The organism is Streptacidiphilus pinicola, from assembly GCF_003258295.1.
Lineage (GTDB): Bacteria > Actinomycetota > Actinomycetes > Streptomycetales > Streptomycetaceae > Streptacidiphilus > Streptacidiphilus pinicola.
In genome coordinates this window covers 1-18,405 of sequence record NZ_QKYN01000124.1, presented here as the reverse complement: position 1 = coordinate 18,405, position 18,405 = coordinate 1, and the positions used below count along the sequence as shown (strand labels likewise).

Annotated in this window: 15 protein-coding genes and 1 pseudogene; 9 read left to right on the top strand and 7 right to left on the bottom strand. The window is 73.0% G+C overall.

The window, feature by feature from the left end; genetic code table 11:
• Positions 1-3: 3 nt before the first annotated feature.
• Both DN069_RS29345 and DN069_RS29340 read right to left on the bottom strand, forming a co-directional pair.
• Positions 4-1,965, bottom strand: coding sequence for an AAA family ATPase (locus DN069_RS29345; RefSeq protein ID WP_111506061.1), 1,962 nt, complete (start codon positions 1,963-1,965; stop codon positions 4-6).
• 548 nt (positions 1,966-2,513) lie between these two features.
• Complete coding sequence (locus DN069_RS29340) at positions 2,514-3,092, bottom strand: uridine kinase family protein (protein WP_111506059.1); 579 nt, start codon at positions 3,090-3,092, stop codon at positions 2,514-2,516.
• Positions 3,093-3,302: 210 nt separating this feature from the next.
• Here DN069_RS29340 and DN069_RS29335 point away from each other — a divergent pair, with 210 nt between their 5' ends.
• Positions 3,303-4,490, top strand: a complete 1,188-nt coding sequence (locus DN069_RS29335) for an acyl-CoA dehydrogenase family protein (RefSeq protein WP_111506057.1) — start codon at positions 3,303-3,305, stop codon at positions 4,488-4,490.
• 30 nt (positions 4,491-4,520) lie between these two features.
• Here the strand turns inward: DN069_RS29335 and DN069_RS29330 are convergent, their stop codons facing one another.
• Positions 4,521-5,960 (bottom strand): serine/threonine-protein kinase, encoded by a 1,440-nt coding sequence (locus DN069_RS29330; RefSeq protein WP_111506055.1) that lies wholly within the window; start codon positions 5,958-5,960, stop codon positions 4,521-4,523.
• A gap of 175 nt (positions 5,961-6,135) precedes the next feature.
• On the opposite strand from DN069_RS29330, the gene DN069_RS29325 reads away from it, so the two are divergent.
• Together DN069_RS29325 and DN069_RS29320 are read left to right on the top strand one after the other, a co-directional pair.
• Positions 6,136-7,197: an Rv3169 family protein gene (locus DN069_RS29325; protein WP_111506095.1), complete on the top strand. Its 1,062-nt coding sequence runs from the start codon at positions 6,136-6,138 to the stop codon at positions 7,195-7,197.
• Positions 7,198-7,245: 48 nt separating this feature from the next.
• Positions 7,246-8,394 (top strand): phosphotransferase family protein, encoded by a 1,149-nt coding sequence (locus DN069_RS29320; protein ID WP_111506053.1) that lies wholly within the window; start codon positions 7,246-7,248, stop codon positions 8,392-8,394.
• 76 nt (positions 8,395-8,470) lie between these two features.
• Here the strand turns inward: DN069_RS29320 and DN069_RS29315 are convergent, their stop codons facing one another.
• A complete protein-coding gene (locus tag DN069_RS29315) occupies positions 8,471-8,842 on the bottom strand; it encodes a hypothetical protein (protein WP_243639885.1) in 372 nt (123 codons plus the stop codon).
• A 154-nt stretch (positions 8,843-8,996) separates the two neighbouring features.
• On the opposite strand from DN069_RS29315, the gene DN069_RS29310 reads away from it, so the two are divergent.
• The 5 genes from DN069_RS29310 to nadE all read left to right on the top strand — a co-directional run bounded on the left by DN069_RS29310 (position 8,997) and on the right by nadE (position 14,824).
• Positions 8,997-9,440 carry an Lrp/AsnC family transcriptional regulator gene (locus DN069_RS29310; protein WP_111506051.1) on the top strand — a complete coding sequence of 148 codons (444 nt, stop codon included), beginning with the start codon at positions 8,997-8,999 and terminating at the stop codon, positions 9,438-9,440.
• Between the two features lie 57 nt (positions 9,441-9,497).
• Entirely contained in the window at positions 9,498-11,144 is a 1,647-nt protein-coding gene (locus DN069_RS29305) for an amidohydrolase (protein ID WP_111506049.1), read from the top strand.
• 497 nt (positions 11,145-11,641) lie between these two features.
• Positions 11,642-13,303 carry an apolipoprotein N-acyltransferase gene (lnt, locus tag DN069_RS29300; RefSeq protein WP_243639882.1) on the top strand — a complete coding sequence of 554 codons (1,662 nt, stop codon included), beginning with the start codon at positions 11,642-11,644 and terminating at the stop codon, positions 13,301-13,303.
• 62 nt (positions 13,304-13,365) lie between these two features.
• The gene (locus DN069_RS29295) at positions 13,366-13,920 is read left to right on the top strand and encodes an FxsA family protein (protein WP_111506045.1); all 555 of its coding nucleotides are present in this window, start codon (positions 13,366-13,368) and stop codon (positions 13,918-13,920) included.
• Positions 13,921-13,993: 73 nt separating this feature from the next.
• A complete protein-coding gene (nadE, locus tag DN069_RS29290) occupies positions 13,994-14,824 on the top strand; it encodes an ammonia-dependent NAD(+) synthetase (RefSeq protein WP_111506043.1) in 831 nt (276 codons plus the stop codon).
• Positions 14,825-14,917: 93 nt separating this feature from the next.
• On the opposite strand, the gene DN069_RS29285 is transcribed toward nadE, so the two are convergent.
• The 3 genes from DN069_RS29285 to DN069_RS29275 all read right to left on the bottom strand — a co-directional run bounded on the left by DN069_RS29285 (position 14,918) and on the right by DN069_RS29275 (position 17,717).
• Positions 14,918-15,289 (bottom strand): RNA polymerase-binding protein RbpA, encoded by a 372-nt coding sequence (locus tag DN069_RS29285; protein ID WP_111506041.1) that lies wholly within the window; start codon positions 15,287-15,289, stop codon positions 14,918-14,920.
• Positions 15,290-15,540: 251 nt separating this feature from the next.
• Positions 15,541-16,896 (bottom strand): MFS transporter, encoded by a 1,356-nt coding sequence (locus DN069_RS29280; protein WP_111506039.1) that lies wholly within the window; start codon positions 16,894-16,896, stop codon positions 15,541-15,543.
• Positions 16,893-17,717 (bottom strand): glycerophosphodiester phosphodiesterase family protein, encoded by an 825-nt coding sequence (locus DN069_RS29275; protein WP_111506037.1) that lies wholly within the window; start codon positions 17,715-17,717, stop codon positions 16,893-16,895. Before DN069_RS29275 ends, DN069_RS29280 begins: the two co-directional genes overlap by 4 nt.
• Before the next feature lie 247 nt (positions 17,718-17,964).
• Here DN069_RS29275 and DN069_RS29270 point away from each other — a divergent pair.
• Positions 17,965-18,405 (top strand): annotated as a pseudogene (locus DN069_RS29270) (hypothetical protein); the annotation flags it as partial.

The following is an 18,405-nucleotide window of genomic DNA, read 5'->3' as shown; positions in this document are numbered from 1 at the left end:
ACCCTAACGGCCGTCGATGAGTTCCCCATAGGCCTGGAGCACGTCGGGGAGTCGCAGCGCGGCCAGGTCCTGTCTCGTCGGCAGTTCGGCGAGGACCGAGAGCCGGAGGTCCCGGTAGGCGCAGGACTTCTCGTAGAGGGTGCGCATGAAGCGCCCGTTGCCGAGGTCGTCGATCCAGCCCTCGCGCACCACGTGGGCGCAGATGCTGCGCAGTTCCTCCAGCGCCTCGTCGTCCCAGAAGTCGCCGTCGTGCGCGGCCAGCGCCTGTCCGATCGCGGCGAGTTCGGCCGGGCGGTAGCTGGGGAAGTCGACGCGGGTGGTGAACCGGGAGGAGAGACCGGGGTTGGCGGCCAGCAGGCGGTTCATGCCCTCGGGGTAGCCGGCGAGGATGACGACCAGGCGGTCGCGGTTGTCCTCGGCGCGCTTGAGCAGCACCTGCAGCGCCTCGTCACCGTAGGCGTCGCCCTTGGAGTAGCCGGAGTTGGCGAGGCTGTAGGCCTCGTCGATGAACAGCACGCCGTCCAGCGCCGAGTCGATCAGCTCGTTGGCCTTCACCGCCGTCTGGCCGAGGAACTCGCCGACCAGGTCGGCCCGTTGGGCCTCGACCAGGTGGTCGCCGCTGAGCAGGCCGAGCGCGTAGAAGACCCGGCCGAGGATCCGCGCCACCGTGGTCTTGCCGGTGCCGGAGGGGCCGGAGAAGACGAAGTGCCGCTTGGGCGGCTGGACGGGCAGGCCCTGGTCGGCGCGGAGCCGGGACATCCGCAGCTGCGCGGAGAGCGCCAGCACCTGCCGCTTGACCGGCTCCAGGCCGACCATCCGGTCCAGCTCCGCCAGTGCCGCGTCCAGCCGCTGCTGGTCCGGGGGCGTGTCCGTGCCGGCCTGCGCGGGGAGCGCGGCGCGGTCCCGCGTGGCGGGCACGGCCGCGCCCCCGGCGCGGCCGTCCACCGTGGTGGCACCGGTGGCGCCGTCGGGCTCGGCATCCTCCTCGTCCTCCGCGAGCGGGAAGCCGGGGAGCGGGTCGTAGAAGGCGGGCTCGAAGCCGACGTCGAGCGGGCCGTCCGCGGCGTCGCCCAGGTCGGTGGTGTCCGGTCCCGGGTCGATGCCCCCGTCCAGGCCGTCGAATCCGGGGCCGTCGAAGCCGCTGCCCTCGAAGGCGGCGATGTCGAAGCCGGGCGGCTCGGCGGCCGGGCTGCCGCCGGCGCGGCCGGGGCGCAGCAGGCCGGGCTCCTGCGGGGACTCGAGCAGCGCGGGGTCGACGCCGTCCTCCGCGGTGATCGCGGCGAGCCGGGCGGCGGTGTCCATGAAGCCGGGGTCCACGCGGTGCACCGCGCGGTAGAGGGAGAGCGCGGCCGCGCTGCGGCCGACGCCCTCGTAGGCGCGGGCGAGCCAGTAGCGCAGCTCCTTGCGCTGCGGCTGCTCGGAGCGGCAGCGGGCCAGTGAGGTGGCCAGCGGCAGTTCGGCCTGGCCGCACATGTCCAGGCGCACCCGGGCCATGCCGCTGAACAGGCCCGCCTCGATGCCCAGCAGCGCGTCGTCCAGCAGGCCGTCGGTGTCGCGGATCAGCTGCTCCCAGTCCTTGGTCAGGTAGGAGCGGCAGGCGTGCAGGAAGCGCACCGCGCTGTCCTCGGTGACCGGCGGGCACTGGGCCAGCGCCCGGTCGAGCTCGGGGAGGTGACGGCCGTCGAGCCAGTGCGAGGCGTGGGCGAGGGTCAGGTCACGCTCGGTCTCCAGCAGCGGCTGGACCCACCAGCCGAGCCAGTACCAGGAGCTGAGCGGACGTCGGTGCCGGCGTCGCTGCTCGCCGAAGCGTTCGCGGTTGCGGTGCATGCTCAGCAGCGCGGCCGAGGTGTCGGAACGCAGCGCGTGCAGGCCGAGCCATGCGTCGGCCATGCCCGGGTCGAGCCGGACGGCGGCGCGGAACTCCTCCTCGGCGCGGGTGTACGCGCCCGCGGTGTACGCGTCCATGGCCCGTAGCCAGGCGCGATCGGCCAGGCTGCGTGAGCGCCTGTCGCCGTTGTCCTCAGTCCCCACCGCTTCGCCCCCTGCTGCTCCGCGTCCCTGTTGCCCGCTGGAGGGCTGACCCGGGAGGCCTGCAGACGCCACACCTTGACGGTCCGTGAGCACGCGGCGACCGAGCCCGCACGCTCAGGGGAATCGTACCGGGGTCTTGCTGATCCGGAAGAGTGCCGCACACCCGTATCGGCTGGTGGGGACATAAACAGATTTTCCACACAAGCGGAAGAAAGCCCTTTCGTTTATCACGCTCGGTCACCGGGTGGTCTGGTGCGGAGCGGACGGAAGGGCCGGAAAAGGACGAGCTGCCGGCCACGGGGGAACGGCCGGCAGCTCGTGTCTGCGGGGCGCGATCACCGTGTGTCGCGCTGATTGAGAACGTAGTTGGTGCCAGGGGTGCAGGTCAAGGGCGTGCCGTCGGATCGGTCGGGTCCGCACTGGTCGCACTCCCCGGCAATTCGCTGGCTCACGGACAGGCTATTGGCCACACGCTGTAGCGATTACGCAGCGTCAGCCAGTGGCCGCCCGGTCGTTCCGGTTACCAGGAAGTCGGCGAAGGGTCGGCTGGGGTCGACCCGGAAGTGCTCGGTCTGCTCCGCGGACCAACGGCTCCAGAACGGCGCGAGTGCGGGTCCGTCGCGCAGCTCACCGCGGGTGCGGGCGGTCTCGGCGTCGAGGTCCATCCAGAGCAGCGCGGCCAGCTGCCGCCGCACGGCGCGCCGTCCCGCGCCCACGCCCTCCAGCAGCAGGAAGGGGGGAGCGGCCGGAAGCTCCCGGCTCGCCCCGAACCGCGCCAGCTCCCAGTCGTAGACCCGGTGGCGGACCGCTCGCCCCTGCGCGAGCGGCGCGAGCACCTCGCTGTGCAGGCGCTCGGTCCAGTCGAAGAACTGCTCGTGCGTCGCCAGGTCGTCCAGGTGCACGACCGGAGCGCGCTCCGGGCCGCCCAGCTCGTCCGCGAGCAGCGCGGAGAAGGTGGTCTTTCCGGAGCCGGCGTAGCCGTCGACGGCCACCAGTCGGGTCGGACCGCAGGAGGGGGAGAGAGCGGAGAGGCGCGAGGCAAGCGAGGGCAGGGTGAGCATGGTGCTCCGAGCTTAGTGGCGAAGCCGCGCGGCGGAGCCGCGGATGCCACAGTCGTGCAGCTCCGGCATGGTGCGGGCCCCATCGGATGAGGCATACTTCCAGCGCTGCATGTTAGCGATCGTTCACCGAGACCCGGTGTCGTCGTACGTGTCGTCGCCCGGCCTCCCCACCTGGGGCGTCGGGCCCCGAGACCAGGAGGCAGAGCCGCCATGACCGCGTCCGCGACCAAGCCCGTCGAGCGCACACTCCCGACCGACGAGGCGCGCGAGCTGCTCGCGCTCACCCGGGACCTCGCCGAGAACGAGGTCCGGCCGGGTGCGGCCGAGGAGGAGGCGGAGGCGGAGTTCCCCCGCGAGGTCTTCCGGACGCTCGGTCGCTCCGGTCTGCTGGGTCTCCCGTACGACGAGCAGTACGGCGGCGGTGGCCAGCCCTACGAGGTCTACCTGCAGGTGATCGAGGAGCTCGCGGCCGCGCGCCTCACCGTCGGCCTCGGCCTCAGCGTGCACACCCTCTCCTGCCACGCCCTGGCCACCTTCGGCTCGGACGCCCAGCGCGAGAAGTGGCTGCCCGAGATGATCGGCGGCGAGCAGCTCGGCGCGTACTGCCTCTCCGAGCCGCAGTCCGGCTCCGACGCGGGCGCGCTGAAGACCCGCGCCGTCCACGTGGAAGGGGGCACCTCCCAGACGAAGTCCGTGGGCGAGTACGTCGTCAACGGCACCAAGGCGTGGATCACCCACGGCGGCGTCGCCGACTTCTACAGCACCATGGTGCGCACCAGCGACGACGGTGCCCGCGGCATCAGCGTCCTGCTCGTGCCCGCCACCACGCCCGGCGTCTCGGGCGCGGCGCCGGAGCGGAAGATGGGCATGAAGGGCTCCCCGACGGCCCAGGTCCACTTCGACGAGGCCCACGTCCCGGCGGAGCGCCTGATCGGGGAGGAGGGCCAGGGCTTCGGGATCGCCATGGCGGCGCTGGACTCCGGCCGCCTCGGCATCGCCGCCTGCGCGGTGGGCGTGGCCCAGGCCGCGCTGGACTACGCGGTCGGCTACGCCAAGGAGCGCGAGCAGTTCGGCCGCGCCATCGCCGACTTCCAGGGCCTGTCCTTCATGCTCGCGGACATGGCCACCGCGGTCGAGGCCGGCCGCGCCCTCTACCTCGCCGCGGCGCGGCGGCGGGACGCCGGGCTCGCCTTCGGCAAGGAGGCCGCCATGGCCAAGCTTTTCTGCACGGACGCGGCGATGCGCGTCACCACGGACGCGGTCCAGGTGCTCGGCGGCTACGGCTACACCCAGGACCACCCGGTCGAGCGCTACATGCGCGAGGCGAAGGTGCTGCAGATCGTCGAGGGCACCAACCAGATCCAGCGCCTGGTGATCGGCCGCACGCTCACCCGCTGACGCGCCCCTGGGGCGCCCCGTGCCGACCCGTCAGGCCGAGGAGGCCAGGCGGGTCAGCGCGTAGGCGAGCGCGAACCAACCGAGGCCACCGCACCACACCAGCACCAGGAACAGCCCCGACGTGCCGTTGAGGTGCGAGGTGTACCAGGCGAGATCCTGCTTGAACCAGTCCAGGAAGTTCACCAGGGTGCCGAGCGTCGCGCCCGCGACGGCCACCGCCCAGGTCGCCGCGGCCTGCCCGGCGGCGGCCGCCGCCGGGTCGGGTCGTCGCGCGAGCAGCGCCCACGCCGTCGGCGTGCCGACGAGGAGGATCACCAGGTTCGCGACGAGGGCGAGCTCCCACAGCGTCCCGGACCCGTCGGCACCGATCCGCAGCTCGAAGACCAGGATCGGGATCAGCATGAACAGGGCCTGCGCGAGCAGGCCGAGCAGCCGCGCCCGGATCCGGACCCGGTCCGCCGCGGCGGCGGCCGAGCCGGATCCGCCACCGACCGGCACGGTCGGCCTGGCGCCGGGATGCGGCAGCGCGCCGTACGCCGGCGCCGCGTGGGGCGGGTACGCCTGCGGCGCGCCCGGCCGGGGAAACGCCTGCGGCGGGTACGCGGGTGTGGGGGCGGGCTGGGGAGCGGCGGCCGACGGCGGGGTGTGCGGAGGCTGCGGTGTGACGGCCGTCGCGCCGGGCAGCGCCGCGATCAGGGCGTCCATCGAGGCGAAGCGGTCGGCCGGGGCCTTGGCCAGCAGGCGCAGCGTCAGCGTGTCCACGGCCGGGGGCACCCGCGGGTTGAGCGCGGAGGGCGGCGCGGGCTCCTTGCTGAGGTGCTGGTTCATCACCGCGAAGGGCGAATCGCCGACGAAGGGCGTCCGGCCGGTCAGGAGTTCGTGGAGCAGGCAGCCGAGCGAGTACTGGTCGCTGCGGACGTCCACCTCCTGCCCGTCGATCTGCTCGGGCGACATGTAGGAGGGCGTGCCCAGGCTCATGCCGGTGCCGGTCAGCTTGGTCGTCCTGCTGGACAGGGCCTTGGAGATGCCGAAGTCGAGGATCTTCACCGCGCCCGCGTCCGTCAGCATCACGTTGGACGACTTGATGTCACGGTGGATCAGGCCCTGCCGGTGGCTGTGGGCCAGCGCGGCGGCCAGCTGCCTGACCACGCCCAGCGCCCAGTCCGTGTCGACCGGGCGGCCGCCGGTCGCCTCGGCGAGGGTCCGGCCCTCCACGAACTCCATGACGAGGAACGGCTCCCCGCCGTCCTCGCCGACGTCGTGGAGCACGGCGATGCCTTCGTGGCGCAGGCCGCCCAGCAGTTTGGCCTCGCGCCGGAAGCGGCCGCGGAACTCCGGGTCGGCGGCGAACTCCGTGGGCAGGACCTTGACCGCGACCGTCCGCTCCAGGTCGGTCGCCCGCCAGACCTGGCCCATGCCCCCGCGCCCGGCCTGTGAGTCCAGCCGGTAGCGTCCCCCGAGTGCGCGCATCGTCGCCGAGTCCCCTTCTCGTCCGATGGTCCAGCATAGATCATAGGGGCACGGGTCTGGCTTCCTCGATCAGAGCTGACGTACCGTCAGGGTCCGCGTTCCGGCGAGGAGGTTCAGTGTGACGTTCCGCCCCGTCCCTCTGGACGAGTACCCCGTGCACCAGGTGCCGCTGTCGATGCGGCACGTGGCCACCGGGGACCGCAACGCCTACGACCGGTGCATCTTCCACGTGTTCGACCACGCGGGACGCGCCCTGCTGATCGCCGGGCTCGGGGTCTACCCGAACACCGGGGTCATCGACGCGTACGTGACGCTGAAGGTCGGCGACACCCTGCACGCCGTGCGCGCCTCCGACGCGCTGGGGGAGGACCGGATGCGGCTCGAGGTCGGGCCGGTCCGGATCGACGTGGTGGAGCCGCTGCGGACGCTGCGGCTGCGGTGCGAGGGGGACGGGGCCGACGGTCTGGCCTGTGACCTCACCTGGCAGGCCGAGTTCCCGGCCGTGTGGGAACCGCACCACCTCGGCCACACCGGGGACCGGCTGACGCTGGAGGGGCGCCGCTTCGTGCAGGCCGGCGGAGCGAGCGGCTGGATCCGGGCCGGGGGAGCGGAGTTCACGCTCACGCCGCAGGAGTGGACGGCGACCCGGGACCGCAGCTGGGGCGTGCGGCCGATCCCGGGAGAGCAGCCCGGTCGCGCGGCCGAGGAGCAGCGGACCGAGGGATTCCACTGGGTCTGGTGCCCGATCCGCTTCCGCGACCGCTTCGTCATGGTGATCCTCCAGGAGGACGCCGACGGCCACCGCTCGCTCAACGAGGCCGTGCTGGTCCGCCCCGGCCAGCGCCGCGACGAGCAACTCGGCTGGCCCTACGTCGACATCGCCTACACGCCCGGCACCCGCGTGCCGACCGGCGCGACGCTGCACCTCACCGACGCCGCCCGCAAGCCTGTGGAGATCCGGGCCGAGCTGCTCGGGGGCACGCCGCTGGCGGTCGGCGCGGGCTACCCGCCCGCGCAGGACTGGCAGCACGGGACGTGGCAGGGCCGCGGCTGGGTGGACCGCCGCCGCTACGACCTCACCGACCCGGGCGACCTCGGCCTCGCCGCGTACGGCGTCACCGACCACGCCGCCCGGTTCACCCTCGACGGCGAGGTCGGCCACGGGATCTTCGAACACGGCAGCTTCGGCCGCCACGACCCCTCCGGCTTCGCCGACTTCTCGGCGGTCGCCCCGTAGTACAGCCCTGCGCAGCCCCGTCGCAGCCCTCAGAAGCGGAGCCCGAGCATGGCCACACCCAGCGTGCCCCAGCCCGTCGCCAAGCCGTCCGCCGACAAGCCGTCCGTCACCAGGCGATCCGTCATCCGCGCGGGCGATCCCGAGCAGCTCCGCGGCCGCCTCGCCGCGTGGATCGACGGCTGGCGGCCCGGTGCCGTCGTCACCGAGCTGACCGTTCCCGAGGCCAACGGCATGTCCAGCGAGACCGTCCTGTTCGACCTGCGGTTGCCCGACGGCGGCGTGCAGCCCTGCGTGCTGCGGCTCGCCCCGGATCCCGACGGCTACACCGTCTTCCCCCGCTACGACATGGAACGCCAGTACCGCTGCATCGAGTTGGTGGCCGCGCACACCAGGGCTCCGGTACCGCGGCTGCTGCGGCTGGAGACCGACCCGGAGCCGCTCGGCGCGCCCGGTTTCGTCATGGCGCGGGTCGACGGTCGTGTCCCGCCGGACCTGATGCCGTACACGTACAGCGGCAACTGGCTGCACGAGGCGAGCGACGCCGAACGTGCGCAGCTGCAGCGTGCGAGCGTCGAGGTGCTCGCCGAACTGCACCGTGTGCCCGTGGCCGAGGCCGGCTTCCTCCGCCCGGCCGAGTCCGGCCAGACGCCGCTGCGGCAGCACGTGAAACAGCAACGTGCCTACTACGACTGGGTGGTGGCCGGCCGGGCCGCCTCACCGCTGATCGAGCGCGCCTTCGCCCGGCTGGAGCGGCTCTGGCCGGTGCACGAGGGCGAGACCGTGCTCAGCTGGGGTGACGCCCGCATCGGCAACATCGTCTACCAGGGCTTCACGCCCGCGGCCGTGCTCGACTGGGAGATGGCCGCGCTCGGCCCGCGCGAGCTGGACCTCGGCTGGTTCGTCTTCCTGCACCGGTTCTTCCAGGACCTGACCGTCGCCTTCGGGCAGGCCGGACTGCCCGACTTCCTGGACCGGGACACGGTCGTGGCCCAGTACACGGAGGCGAGCGGTCACGTCCCGCACGATCTGGAGTTCTTCACTCTCTACGCGGCCCTGCGGCACGCCGTGGTGATGCTCAGGATCGGCTACCGGCAGGTCCACCTCGGCGAGACGGAGGCCCCGGACGACCCCGACCGGCTGATCCTGCACCGGGCCACGCTGGAGGCGATGGTGGAGGGGCGCTACTGGTCGCACTGACGCGGCGCGCCCACGCGGCGCGCCGACTGCCGTGTGTGCCGGGTCAAGGCCGTCCGGGGCTCAGGTCGCCTGGCGCTCAGGCGGCCTGACGCTGCATCGGTATCGGCTTCACGACGTGCGAGAACGGCTGGCGGCGCCAGTCCAGCTCCGGCGGCAGCGTGAGGAACTCGGCGAGCGTGGGCTCCGACGCGAGCTGCGGGTCATCCTCGTCGATCTCGTCCAGCCAGCGGCCCGAGCCCTGGCAGACATCGGCGGAGAAGGGGTGCCACGGCGTGGTCACCACGGCATGCAGCGGCAGGCGCTCCTCGTCGTCCAGAACCGAGATGGGACGCCGGCAGTCGGGGCAGCGGAACCGGGTGATCTCCCAGGTCTCCGCCTGGCCCGGGTCGACACCCCGGGTTCTGGCCTCGTCGTCCCGGACAGCGCTGAGCTGCTCGACAACAGTCATGTGAACTCCCCCTGGAGCAGGCACGCGGAACCTGAAGTGGCCGCGACCATACCGAGCAATGCCCCGTGCGGGCACTCGATAATCCTGACCGTGCCAGTGGCCTGACGCCGGGTCTGTGGCCTTGCTCACATGCGGCGTCGAGTAAGTTGTCCTGGTGGAGGATCTCGATCGACAGATCGTGCAGCTCCTGGTCGCGGACGGCCGGATGAGCTACACGGACCTGGGCAAGGCCACCGGCCTGTCCACTTCGGCGGTGCACCAGCGAGTGCGGCGCCTGGAACAGCGCGGGGTGATCCGCGGCTACGCGGCGATCGTCGACCCCGACGCCGTCGACCTGCCCCTGACGGCGTTCATCTCGGTCAAACCCTTCGACCCGAGCGCCCCCGACGACACCCCGGAGCGGCTCGCCGGGATCGAGGAGATCGAGGCCTGCCACAGCGTGGCGGGCGACGAGAACTACATCCTCAAGATCCGCGTGTCCACGCCGGGAGACCTGGAGGACCTGCTCGCGCGGATCCGCTCCGCGGCCGGCGTCTCGACCCGGACCACGGTCGTGCTCAGCACCCCCTACGAGGCGCGCCCGCCGCGACTGAAGTAGGGGGCTGGGGCAGGGCTGGTCACGGCGTCGTCCGCGGCGTCTCATAAGGTGGACCGCATGACCGCCGCAGCACCGCTCACCGCCCTCGTCGATTCCGCCGCGCGCACGGTCCTGCTGCGCGGCGGCGACGTCTACAGCCCGGCCGACCCGTTCGCGACCGCCCTGCTGATGCAGGACGGCGTCGTCGCCTGGGTCGGCGAGGAGGGCGCGGCCGAGAGCTACGCCCGCGACGCCGACCTGGTCGTGGATCTGGCCGGCGCGCTGGTCACCCCGGCGTTCGTGGACGCCCACGTACACGCCACCTCGACGGGCCTGGCCCTGACCGGCCTGGATCTGACCGGCTGCCCGAGCCTGGGCGAGGCGCTGGCCCGGATCCGCGCGTTCGTGCGCGGCTCCGCCGTCGGGCCGGGCGGCGTGCTGCTCGGCCACGGCTGGGACGAGTCCACGTGGCCCGAGCGGCGGGCGCCCAGCCTCGCCGAGCTCGACGAGGCGGCCGGCGGCACGGCGCTCTACCTCTCCCGCACGGACGTGCACTCCGCGCTGGCGTCCACGGCCCTGCGCGCCCTCGCGGGCCCGGAGCTGCCCGGCCTGCCCGGTCACCTCCCCGACGGCCCGCTCAGCCGCGCCGCGCACCACGCCGTGCGCGGCGCCGCCCTCGGCCATCTGACGCCGCGGCAGCGCGAGGCCGCGCAGCGGGCCACCCTGGCGCACGCGGTCACCCTCGGCATCGGCGCGCTGCACGAGTGCGCCGGCCCGCAGATCTCCTCCGAGGCGGACCTGACCGGCCTGCTGGCCCTCGCCGCCGCGGGCGGCGGCCCGGAGGTGTTCGGCTACTGGGGCGAGCTCGGCGCGGTCGACACCGCGCGCCGCGTCGGCGCCGTCGGCGCGGGCGGCGACCTCTTCGTCGACGGCGCGCTCGGCTCGCACACCGCCTGCCTGCACGACGCGTACACCGACGAGGCCCACACCGGCGCCGCCTACCTCAGCGCCGAGGAGATCGCCGAGCACGTCCGCGCCTGCACCGAGGCGGGCCTCCAGGCGGGCTTCCACGCGATCGGCGACGGCGCGCTGGGCGCGCTCGTGGCGGGCGTCCGTGCGGTCGCGGACAAGCTCGGCCTGGAGCGCGTCCGGGCCCTGCGGCACCGCGTCGAGCACGCGGAGCTGCTGACGCCGGACCAGATCGCCGCCTTCGCGGAGCTGGGTCTGACCGCGTCCGTGCAGCCCGCGTTCGACGCCTGCTGGGGCGGCGAGTCCGGCATGTACGTCGAGCGTCTGGGCGCGGAGCGCGCCCGCACCATGAACCCCTTCGCCGCGCTGCTGCGCGCCGGGGTCCCGCTCGCCTTCGGCTCCGACGCGCCGGTCACCCCGCTCGACCCGTGGGGCACGGTCCGCGCGGCGGCGTTCCACCGCACCCCGGAGCACCGCATCTCCGCGCGCGCGGCCTTCACCGCCCACACTCGCGGCGGCTGGCGCGCGCTGGGCCGCGACGACGCCGGCACGCTCGTCCCCGGCGCCCCCGCGTCACTCGCCGTCTGGGCCCCCACCGACCTGATCGTCCAGGCCCCGGACGAGATCATCCGCAACTGGTCCACCGACCCCCGCAGTGGCGTCCCCGGCCTCCCCGACCTCACCCCGGGCCGCGCCCTCCCGCATTGCCTGGCCACCCTGGTGAACGGACGCTCGGTCTTCCGGACCGCGTCCTAGCAGACGCCCCGCGCCCGTGTCCCGATACCGCCGAACGATGGGTTGGCCCGGACCGGGTCCGGACCCCGGCGTACCGCGCTGACCTGCGGCGTAAGGCCGTCTTCCCAGGTAACACGCAGGTTGACAGAGGCGGCGGGACCGCGAGTAGGTTCTTCGTCGTCCACCGGACAGCAGACCCACGCCAAACCCGGGGCCGCCGCGGGCCTTCGCAGCCAGGAGCCCGCGCCGTCGGACCGGGGAGCGCGGGCCTCGGCGCGGACGCGCGCAAGCGCGCCTCGTGGCGACGGGTGTGGACTCCGGGCTCGGCCCGGACGCTCAGTAGACAACGGCTTCTGGTCGACCCGCAGCCAGCAGGTCCCGAGTCGGACCGAAGGGCGTCCGGGCCGTTCCCGTGTCCACGCTCGCTTCCCACCCGGTCCACTCTCACCTGCGCTTAACCGCAGGATGTACCGTCATCCCACAGCCCATGGACCCTCTGCTGCGGATTGGCGGCGAACGTGCCCTTGACCCTGGAATCGGACGACCGTTCCAAGGACCTCGCGGAGGCCGGTGTGCGTCCGCCACGGCTGGTCCGGATCGGGACCCGGATCCGCCGTGGCCTGCCGCGCACCGCGCTCGCCCTGCTCTGCGGCGTGCTGCTCGCGCTGTCGTTCCCCTCCGTCGGCATCTGGCCGCTCTCGCTGGTCGCGGTGGCGGGCCTGAGCCTGCTCACGCACGGGCGCACCGCCCGTCAGGGCGCGTGGACGGGCCTGGTCCTCGGGCTGGTCTTCATGCTCTGGCTGCTGATCTGGATCGACGTCATCGGCTACGACGCCTGGGCGCTGCTCTCCGTCGCCGAGGCGCTCTTCGTGGCCCTGATGGGCGCGGGGCTCGCGATCGTGTCCCGGCTGCGCTTCTGGCCGCTGTGGACGGCCTGTCTCTGGGTCGCCCAGGAGTGGGCGCGCGACCGGGTGCCGCTGGGCGGCTTCCCGTGGGGCCGGCTGGCCTTCGCCAACACCTCCTCGCCGTTCACGCCGCTGGCGGCGCTCGGCGGGGCGCCGCTGGTCAGCTTCGCCGTCGCCCTCAGCGGCGCGCTGCTCGCCGCCGCGGTGCTCGCGCTGCGCACCCGTGAGGGCCGCGAGCGCAGCGGACGCCTCGGGCTGGCCTGCGCCGCCGGGGCCGTGGTCGCGGGCGTCGTCGGCTACGCGATCCCGCTGCCCACGGCCGGCACCACCGCCGGCGGCCCGGCCTACGCCCAGATCGGCGTGGTGCAGGGCAACGTCCCGCACGCCGGCATGGACTTCCTCGGCCGCCCGATGCAGGTGCTGGACAACCACGTCGCCGCGACCTTCGACCTGATGAACAAGGTCGACGCGGGCAAGCTGCCGCAGCCGCAGCTGGTGATCTGGCCGGAGAACTCCTCCGACGTCAACCCGTACAACACCCCCGAGGCCTACGCCGCGATCATGCAGGCCGCAGGCCGTACCGGCGTGCCGATGCTGGTCGGCGCGCTCGTCGACGGCCCGGACGCCCAGCACGTGATGAACGAGGGCATCGTCTGGGACCCGAAGACGGGCCCCGGCGCGCACTACACCAAGCAGCACCCGGTGCCGTTCGGCGAGTACGTGCCGTTCCGCTCGATCCTGATGAAGTACATCACCCGCCTGCAACGGGTGGCCCGCGACTTCTACCCCGGCGACACGACCGGCATCCTGCAGGTCGGCCCGGCCAGGATCGGCGACGTGATCTGCTTCGAGGTCGCCTACGACGGCATCGTCCACGACGCGGTCGCCAAGGGCGGCCGGGTGCTGGTCGTGCAGACCAACAACGCCACCTACGAGCACACCGACCAGCCGGACCAGCAGTTCGCGATGTCCCGGCTGCGCGCGATCGAGCACGGCCGCGCCGTGGTCATCGCCGCGACCAGCGGCATCAGCGCGGTCATCGCGCCGGACGGCTCCGTGGTCCAGCGCACGCAGCTGGCCACGCAGGACGAGCTGGACGTCAGGGTCCCGCTGCGTGACAGCCTCACCCTGGCCGACCGCGTCGGCGCCGCGCCGGAGTGGGCGCTGTCGCTGATCGGCCTCGGCGCGGTGGGCTTCGCCGTCTGGACGCGCCGCCGCCGTTCGGGCGGCGACGCGGACTCCCCGGCTGAGAGGTCCGAGGCGACGACCGCCTGAGGGCCGCCCGCCGAAGGCCCGCCGGAACACCGGTCTGACCTCGGGCGTTCTACGGTGGAAGCCTGACACGACCAAGGAAGGGTCCAGCCGCCGTGCGCGCGTCCCGACTCAAGCGGTTCCTGCCCCTGCTCGTCGCCGCCTACGCGGTGGCCGAGCTGGTGCTCCTGGTGGCGGTGGCCGAGTGGATCGGCTGGCTGCTCACGCTGTTGCTCCTGCTCGCCGGGGTCGTCGCCGGCGCGTCCGTGATCAAGCGGGCCGGCCTCAAGGCGTTCGCCGCGGCGCGCAAGGGCGACACCCTGCCCGCCGGCGAGGCGCGCACCGCGGTCACGGTCGCGGGCGGCATCCTGCTGATGGTCCCCGGCTTCATCAGCGACCTCCTCGGCCTGCTCTGCCTGGTCCCGCCGGTCGCCAAGCGCCTCCAGCGCGCCCCGATGGCGCTGTTGCGCCGCGGCCCGCTGGGCGACGCGGTCCGGCTCCAGGAGCAGGTGCGGATCCACCGCCCCGACGGCAAGGTCGTCCAGGGCGAGGTCATCCACGAGGACGGTGCCCCGGCCTCCGGCCCGTACGACTACTCCCGCCGCGACGACGACGGCCCCTACGGGGAGCTGCGTCGTTAAGCGCCCGCACCGTGCTGAGTAGGGTGGGCGCGGTAGCACTTCAGCAGTTCGTGAACCGGAAGTAGGAGCACACGTGAGCGAGTCGGCGTCCATCGCCCTGCAGCAGGAGATCGCCCGGGAACTCCAGGTCGCCGAGACCTTCGAGGCCGAGCGGGAGATCGAGCGCCGGGTGGCCTTCCTCGCCGAGCGCTTGACGTCCACGGGCCTGCGCGCGCTGGTGCTGGGCATCAGCGGCGGCGTGGACTCCACCACGACGGGGCGGCTCTGCCAGCTCGCCGTCGAGCGGGCCCGCGCCGCCGGGCACCGGGCGCGGTTCTACGCCATGCGGCTGCCGTACGGCGTCCAGGCCGACGAGCACGACGCGCAGCTCGCGCTGTCGTTCATCAAGGCGGACGAGGTGCTCACCGTCGACATCAAGCCCGCGAGCGACGCGGCGCTCGCGGCGACCCTGGCCGCGGGTGTGACCTTCCGGGACGCCCACCACCAGGACTTCGTCCAGGGGAACATCAAGGCGCGGCAGCGCATGATCGCGCAGTACGCGGTGGCGGGCGCCCACGACGGCCTCGTCGTCGGCACCGACCACGCCGCCGAGGCGGTCTCGGGCTTCTTCACCAAGTTCGGGGACGGCGCCGCCGACCTCGTCCCCCTGACCGGCCTCACCAAGCGCCGCGTCCGCGCCGTCGCTGAGGCCCTGGGCGCCCCCGCCGAGCTGGTCTGGAAGACCCCGACCGCCGACCTGGAGACCCTCACCCCGGGCAAGGCCGACGAGGACGCCCTCGGCGTCACCTACGACGACATCGACGACTTCCTCTCCGGCAAGCCGGTCGACGCGCGCGTCTTCGACACCATCCTCACCCGCTACCGCCTGACCGACCACAAGCGGCAGCTCCCGCTCGCCCCCTGAATCGGCCCCCGCGTCGGCACCCTGACACCTGGCGGATACGCCGAGGCCCGGACTCCCCGAGGGGAGTCCGGGCCTCGTTCGGCGAGGGCGCGGTCAGGCGCTCTTGCGATCGCGGGGGTGAACCGCGATGTTCATGCGACCGGAGCGGAGAACCTCCAGGCGCTCGGCGAGGACCTCTTCCAGCTCCTCCCGCGTGCGCCGCTCCATCAGCATGTCCCAATGCGTACGGACTGGCTTCAACTTCTTCTCTTCGGGCTCGTCGCCGTCGATCAGCAGCGCCTCGCTGCCGCAGAACCGGCACTCCCAGATGTGCGGGATCTCGGCCTCCACCGAGAACGGCACCTCGAACCGATGTCCGTTCTGGCATGCGTACTCGACGGTCTGGCGAGGCGCCAGATCGATACCGCGGTCGGTCTCGTAGCTGGTCGCCCCGAGTCGCGTGCCGCGGAGAGCTCGCTCACTCATGAATCGTGCCTCCCGGGCTCATGGCCCACAGGACTGGATGTCGCTGTCTTCGTCGGTCCGTACAACGCGCGGCAACCGTCGAAGATTCCCGCAGTACGCGCGCGACGTACGTCACGCCGCCCAAGTTTGTACCCACCCGCGTCCGATTTGTCACATCTGGAGGCGGATATCACCCTCGGTCGACCCACCGTGCCTCGCAGTCACGAAATGTCAGGCCCGTGCAGATCCCCCGCAGGGCCTCCCCACCGCCTTCACGAGAGGGTGGGCACCGGGTTGCCCACGGCCTCGATCGCGCGCCGTACCGGCACCCGACTGAGCAGCAGGAAACCGATCGCGAAGAAGACCAGCAGCGAGATGATCGCGATCCGGTAGCTGCCGGTCACCTGGTAGGCGAGACCGAAGACCAGCGGTCCCATCCAGCTGGTGCCGCGGTCGCTGATCTTGTAGAGGGAGAAGTACTCGGCCTCGTGCCCGGCCGGGATCAGATGGGAGAAGAGCGACCGCGACAGCGCCTGGCTGCCGCCCAGGACCAGCCCGATGGCCGCGGCCAGGGTGTAGAACCAGATCGGCTGGTGCGCCGGCATGACGTACCCGAAGGCGAGGGTGACCACCCAGGCCACCAGCGAGCCGAGGATGGTCCGCTTGGCGCCCCAGCGGCCGGCCATCCGGCCGAGCAGCAGCGCGCCACCGATGGCGACGATCTGGACCAGCAGCACGCCCGCGATCAGCGTGGTCTGGCTCATGCCCAGCTCCTCGCTGCCGTAGAGGGAGGCCTGGGAGATCACGGTCTGGATGCCGTCGTTGTAGCAGAGGAACGCGATCAGGAAGAGCAGCGTCAGCGGGTACCGCCGCATCCCGCGCAGCGTGCCGACCAGCTCGCGCAGCGTCCCGCCCGCGTGCTCGTCCACCGGCTTGGCGACCGGAGCCAGGCCGGCCCGCTGGGGGAGCCGCAGCATCGGGAAGACCGTGAAGGTCGCCCACCACAGGCCCGCCGAGGCGAGGCAGAGCCGGACCGCCGTGCCACTGGCGAGGCCCAGCGCGCTGTGGCCGAGGAAGAGGGCCAGGTTCAGTACCAGCAGCAGCCCGCCGCCCGCGTAGCCGAAGGCCCACCCCTTGGAGGAGACCTTGTCGCGCTCGTCCGGGGCGGCCAGGCCGGGCAGGAAGGAGTTGGCGAGGGCCGCGGAGACGGCGTAGCAGACGTTGGCGAGGACCAGCAGCCCGCCGCCGAGCAGGTAGCGGTGGCCGCCGAGGAAGAACATCCCGAGCGTGGCCGCCGCGCCGACGTAGGCGAAGGAGCAGAGCAGCGTCTTGTGCCGCCCGGTCCGGTCGGCCGCGGCCCCGGCCAGCAGCATCACCACGACGGAGATCAGCACGGAGAAGGAGACCGTGTACGGGAAGAACGAGCCGGCCCGCACCGCGAGGCCCAGCGGGTGCACGTCGCCGTGCGCGTCCGCGGACTTCTTGGCGATGTCGGTGAGGTAGGGGCCGAGGAAGACCGTCAGCACGGTCGCCGAGAACGCCGCGTTCGCCCAGTCGTTCAGGTACCAGCCGAGTTGGGCGCGCTTGAGGTCGGTCGTCTCGGTCGACGCCGGTGCAGAAGTGATCAAAACCAGGCTCCGCGCTCGATCAGCACATCGCGCAGGACGTCGATGTGATCCGTCATGATGCCATCAACACCCAGATCCAGCAGTGATCTCATCCGATCGGCCTCGTTCACCGTCCAGACGTGGACCTGCAGGCCCAGGGCGTGGGCGGTCTCCACGAAGGCCGCGTCGACCAGACGCGGGCCGCTGTCGCCGCCGCCGGCGACGAACTCGGGTACCTGGAGGCAGACGGCCCGCCGCCGCGCGCCGCGCGCGAGCGGGAGGCCGCCGCGGGCCAGCGAGCGCAGCTTGAGTGCGACCACGTCGCGGGGGCCGGCGGAGGTGGCGAGGCGCGGCCCGGCCGCCGCGCGGACCCCGGCCAGGCGCCGCTCGGAGAAGGAGCTGACGCAGACCCGGTCCCAGGCGTGGGTGCGCCGCACGGCGTCGACCAGCGGCCGGACCGCTGCCGGGGCCTTGACGTCGATGTTGAACCGGGCCTCGGGGAACGCGTCGAGCAGCTCCTCCAGCGTCGGTACGGGCTCGCGCCCGCCGATCCGGGCGGCGGAGACCACGCGCCAGGGCAGCTGGGCGATCGAGCCGGTGCCGTCGCTGACCCGGTCCAGCCGGTCGTCGTGGAAGGCGACCAGCACGCCGTCGGCGGTGGTGTGCACGTCCGTCTCCAGGTACCGGTACCCGAGCCGGACGGCCTGCTCGAACGCGGCCATGGAGTTCTCCGGGCCGCCGAGCGAGCCGCCGCGGTGGGCGAACGCTAGCGGTCCCGGGTGGTCCAGGTAGGGATGGCGGACGGCGGGGCGGCCTGGCCGCACGGCGGAGTCGCTGGTCACGGGCAGCAGTATGCCCGTTGACGCAGGTGGCGCGGAGTCACGGCAGCACCACCAATTGTCATCAATCGCTTGACTCACTTCGCTGGTACGGATGAAATGAAGGCGCTGCGCGCGGCCGGCATATTCCGCGGTGGTCTCCCGTCCTTTGTTGGGTGTCTTTCCGGCATGCCCTCTTTTGCAATCCTGTCGTGAATGCCTCGGTACGCGCCATGCTGTTCGGCGGAATCTGATCGAAATTGATAGGTCGATGTCTGAGCGAGATCGAATCGCCCGCGCCCTGCCCGAGGGAGCCGAGGGGGTGGTCGCGGCGCTGGCGGCGCGGGGCCGCGCCGGCGCCACCGGGACGCTGCAGGTGACCGGCGACCCGGGCGGGTGGCTGCGCCTGGACGGCGGCCGGGCGACCGGGGCGGAGAGCCCCGGCTCGCCGGGCGCGGAGGCGCTGCTGCTGCGGTCCGGCCGGGTCCTGGAGTCCGCCTGGGTTGCCGCCTACCAGGCGGGCGCGCCGCACGGCCGGCTCGCGGTCGAGCTCGTGCGCCGCGGACTGGTCGGGGCGGCCGAGCTGGAGGCCGTCTGCCTGATGGCCCTGTTCGACGCGGCCTTCGCCATCGCGGCGGGGACGGTCGAGGGGTGCCGCTGGGAGGCCGCCGCGGGGTCGGACGGCGACCTCGCGGCGGCCTCCCAGCGGCAC

Excerpts from the sequence above, each read along its gene's own strand:
- DN069_RS29305 (WP_111506049.1), top strand. The coding sequence starts at position 9,498 with ATGACCGCCGCAGCACCGCTCACCGCCCTCGTCGATTCCGCCGCGCGC.
- DN069_RS29285 (WP_111506041.1), bottom strand. The coding sequence starts at position 15,289 with ATGAGTGAGCGAGCTCTCCGCGGCACGCGACTCGGGGCGACCAGCTAC.
- DN069_RS29330 (WP_111506055.1), bottom strand. The coding sequence starts at position 5,960 with ATGCGCGCACTCGGGGGACGCTACCGGCTGGACTCACAGGCCGGGCGC.
- DN069_RS29340 (WP_111506059.1), bottom strand. The coding sequence starts at position 3,092 with ATGCTCACCCTGCCCTCGCTTGCCTCGCGCCTCTCCGCTCTCTCCCCC.
- DN069_RS29335 (WP_111506057.1), top strand. The coding sequence starts at position 3,303 with ATGACCGCGTCCGCGACCAAGCCCGTCGAGCGCACACTCCCGACCGAC.
- DN069_RS29320 (WP_111506053.1), top strand. The coding sequence starts at position 7,246 with ATGGCCACACCCAGCGTGCCCCAGCCCGTCGCCAAGCCGTCCGCCGAC.
- DN069_RS29325 (WP_111506095.1), top strand. The coding sequence starts at position 6,136 with ATGCGGCACGTGGCCACCGGGGACCGCAACGCCTACGACCGGTGCATC.
- DN069_RS29345 (WP_111506061.1), bottom strand. The coding sequence starts at position 1,965 with ATGGACGCGTACACCGCGGGCGCGTACACCCGCGCCGAGGAGGAGTTC.
- DN069_RS29315 (WP_243639885.1), bottom strand. The coding sequence starts at position 8,842 with ATGACTGTTGTCGAGCAGCTCAGCGCTGTCCGGGACGACGAGGCCAGA.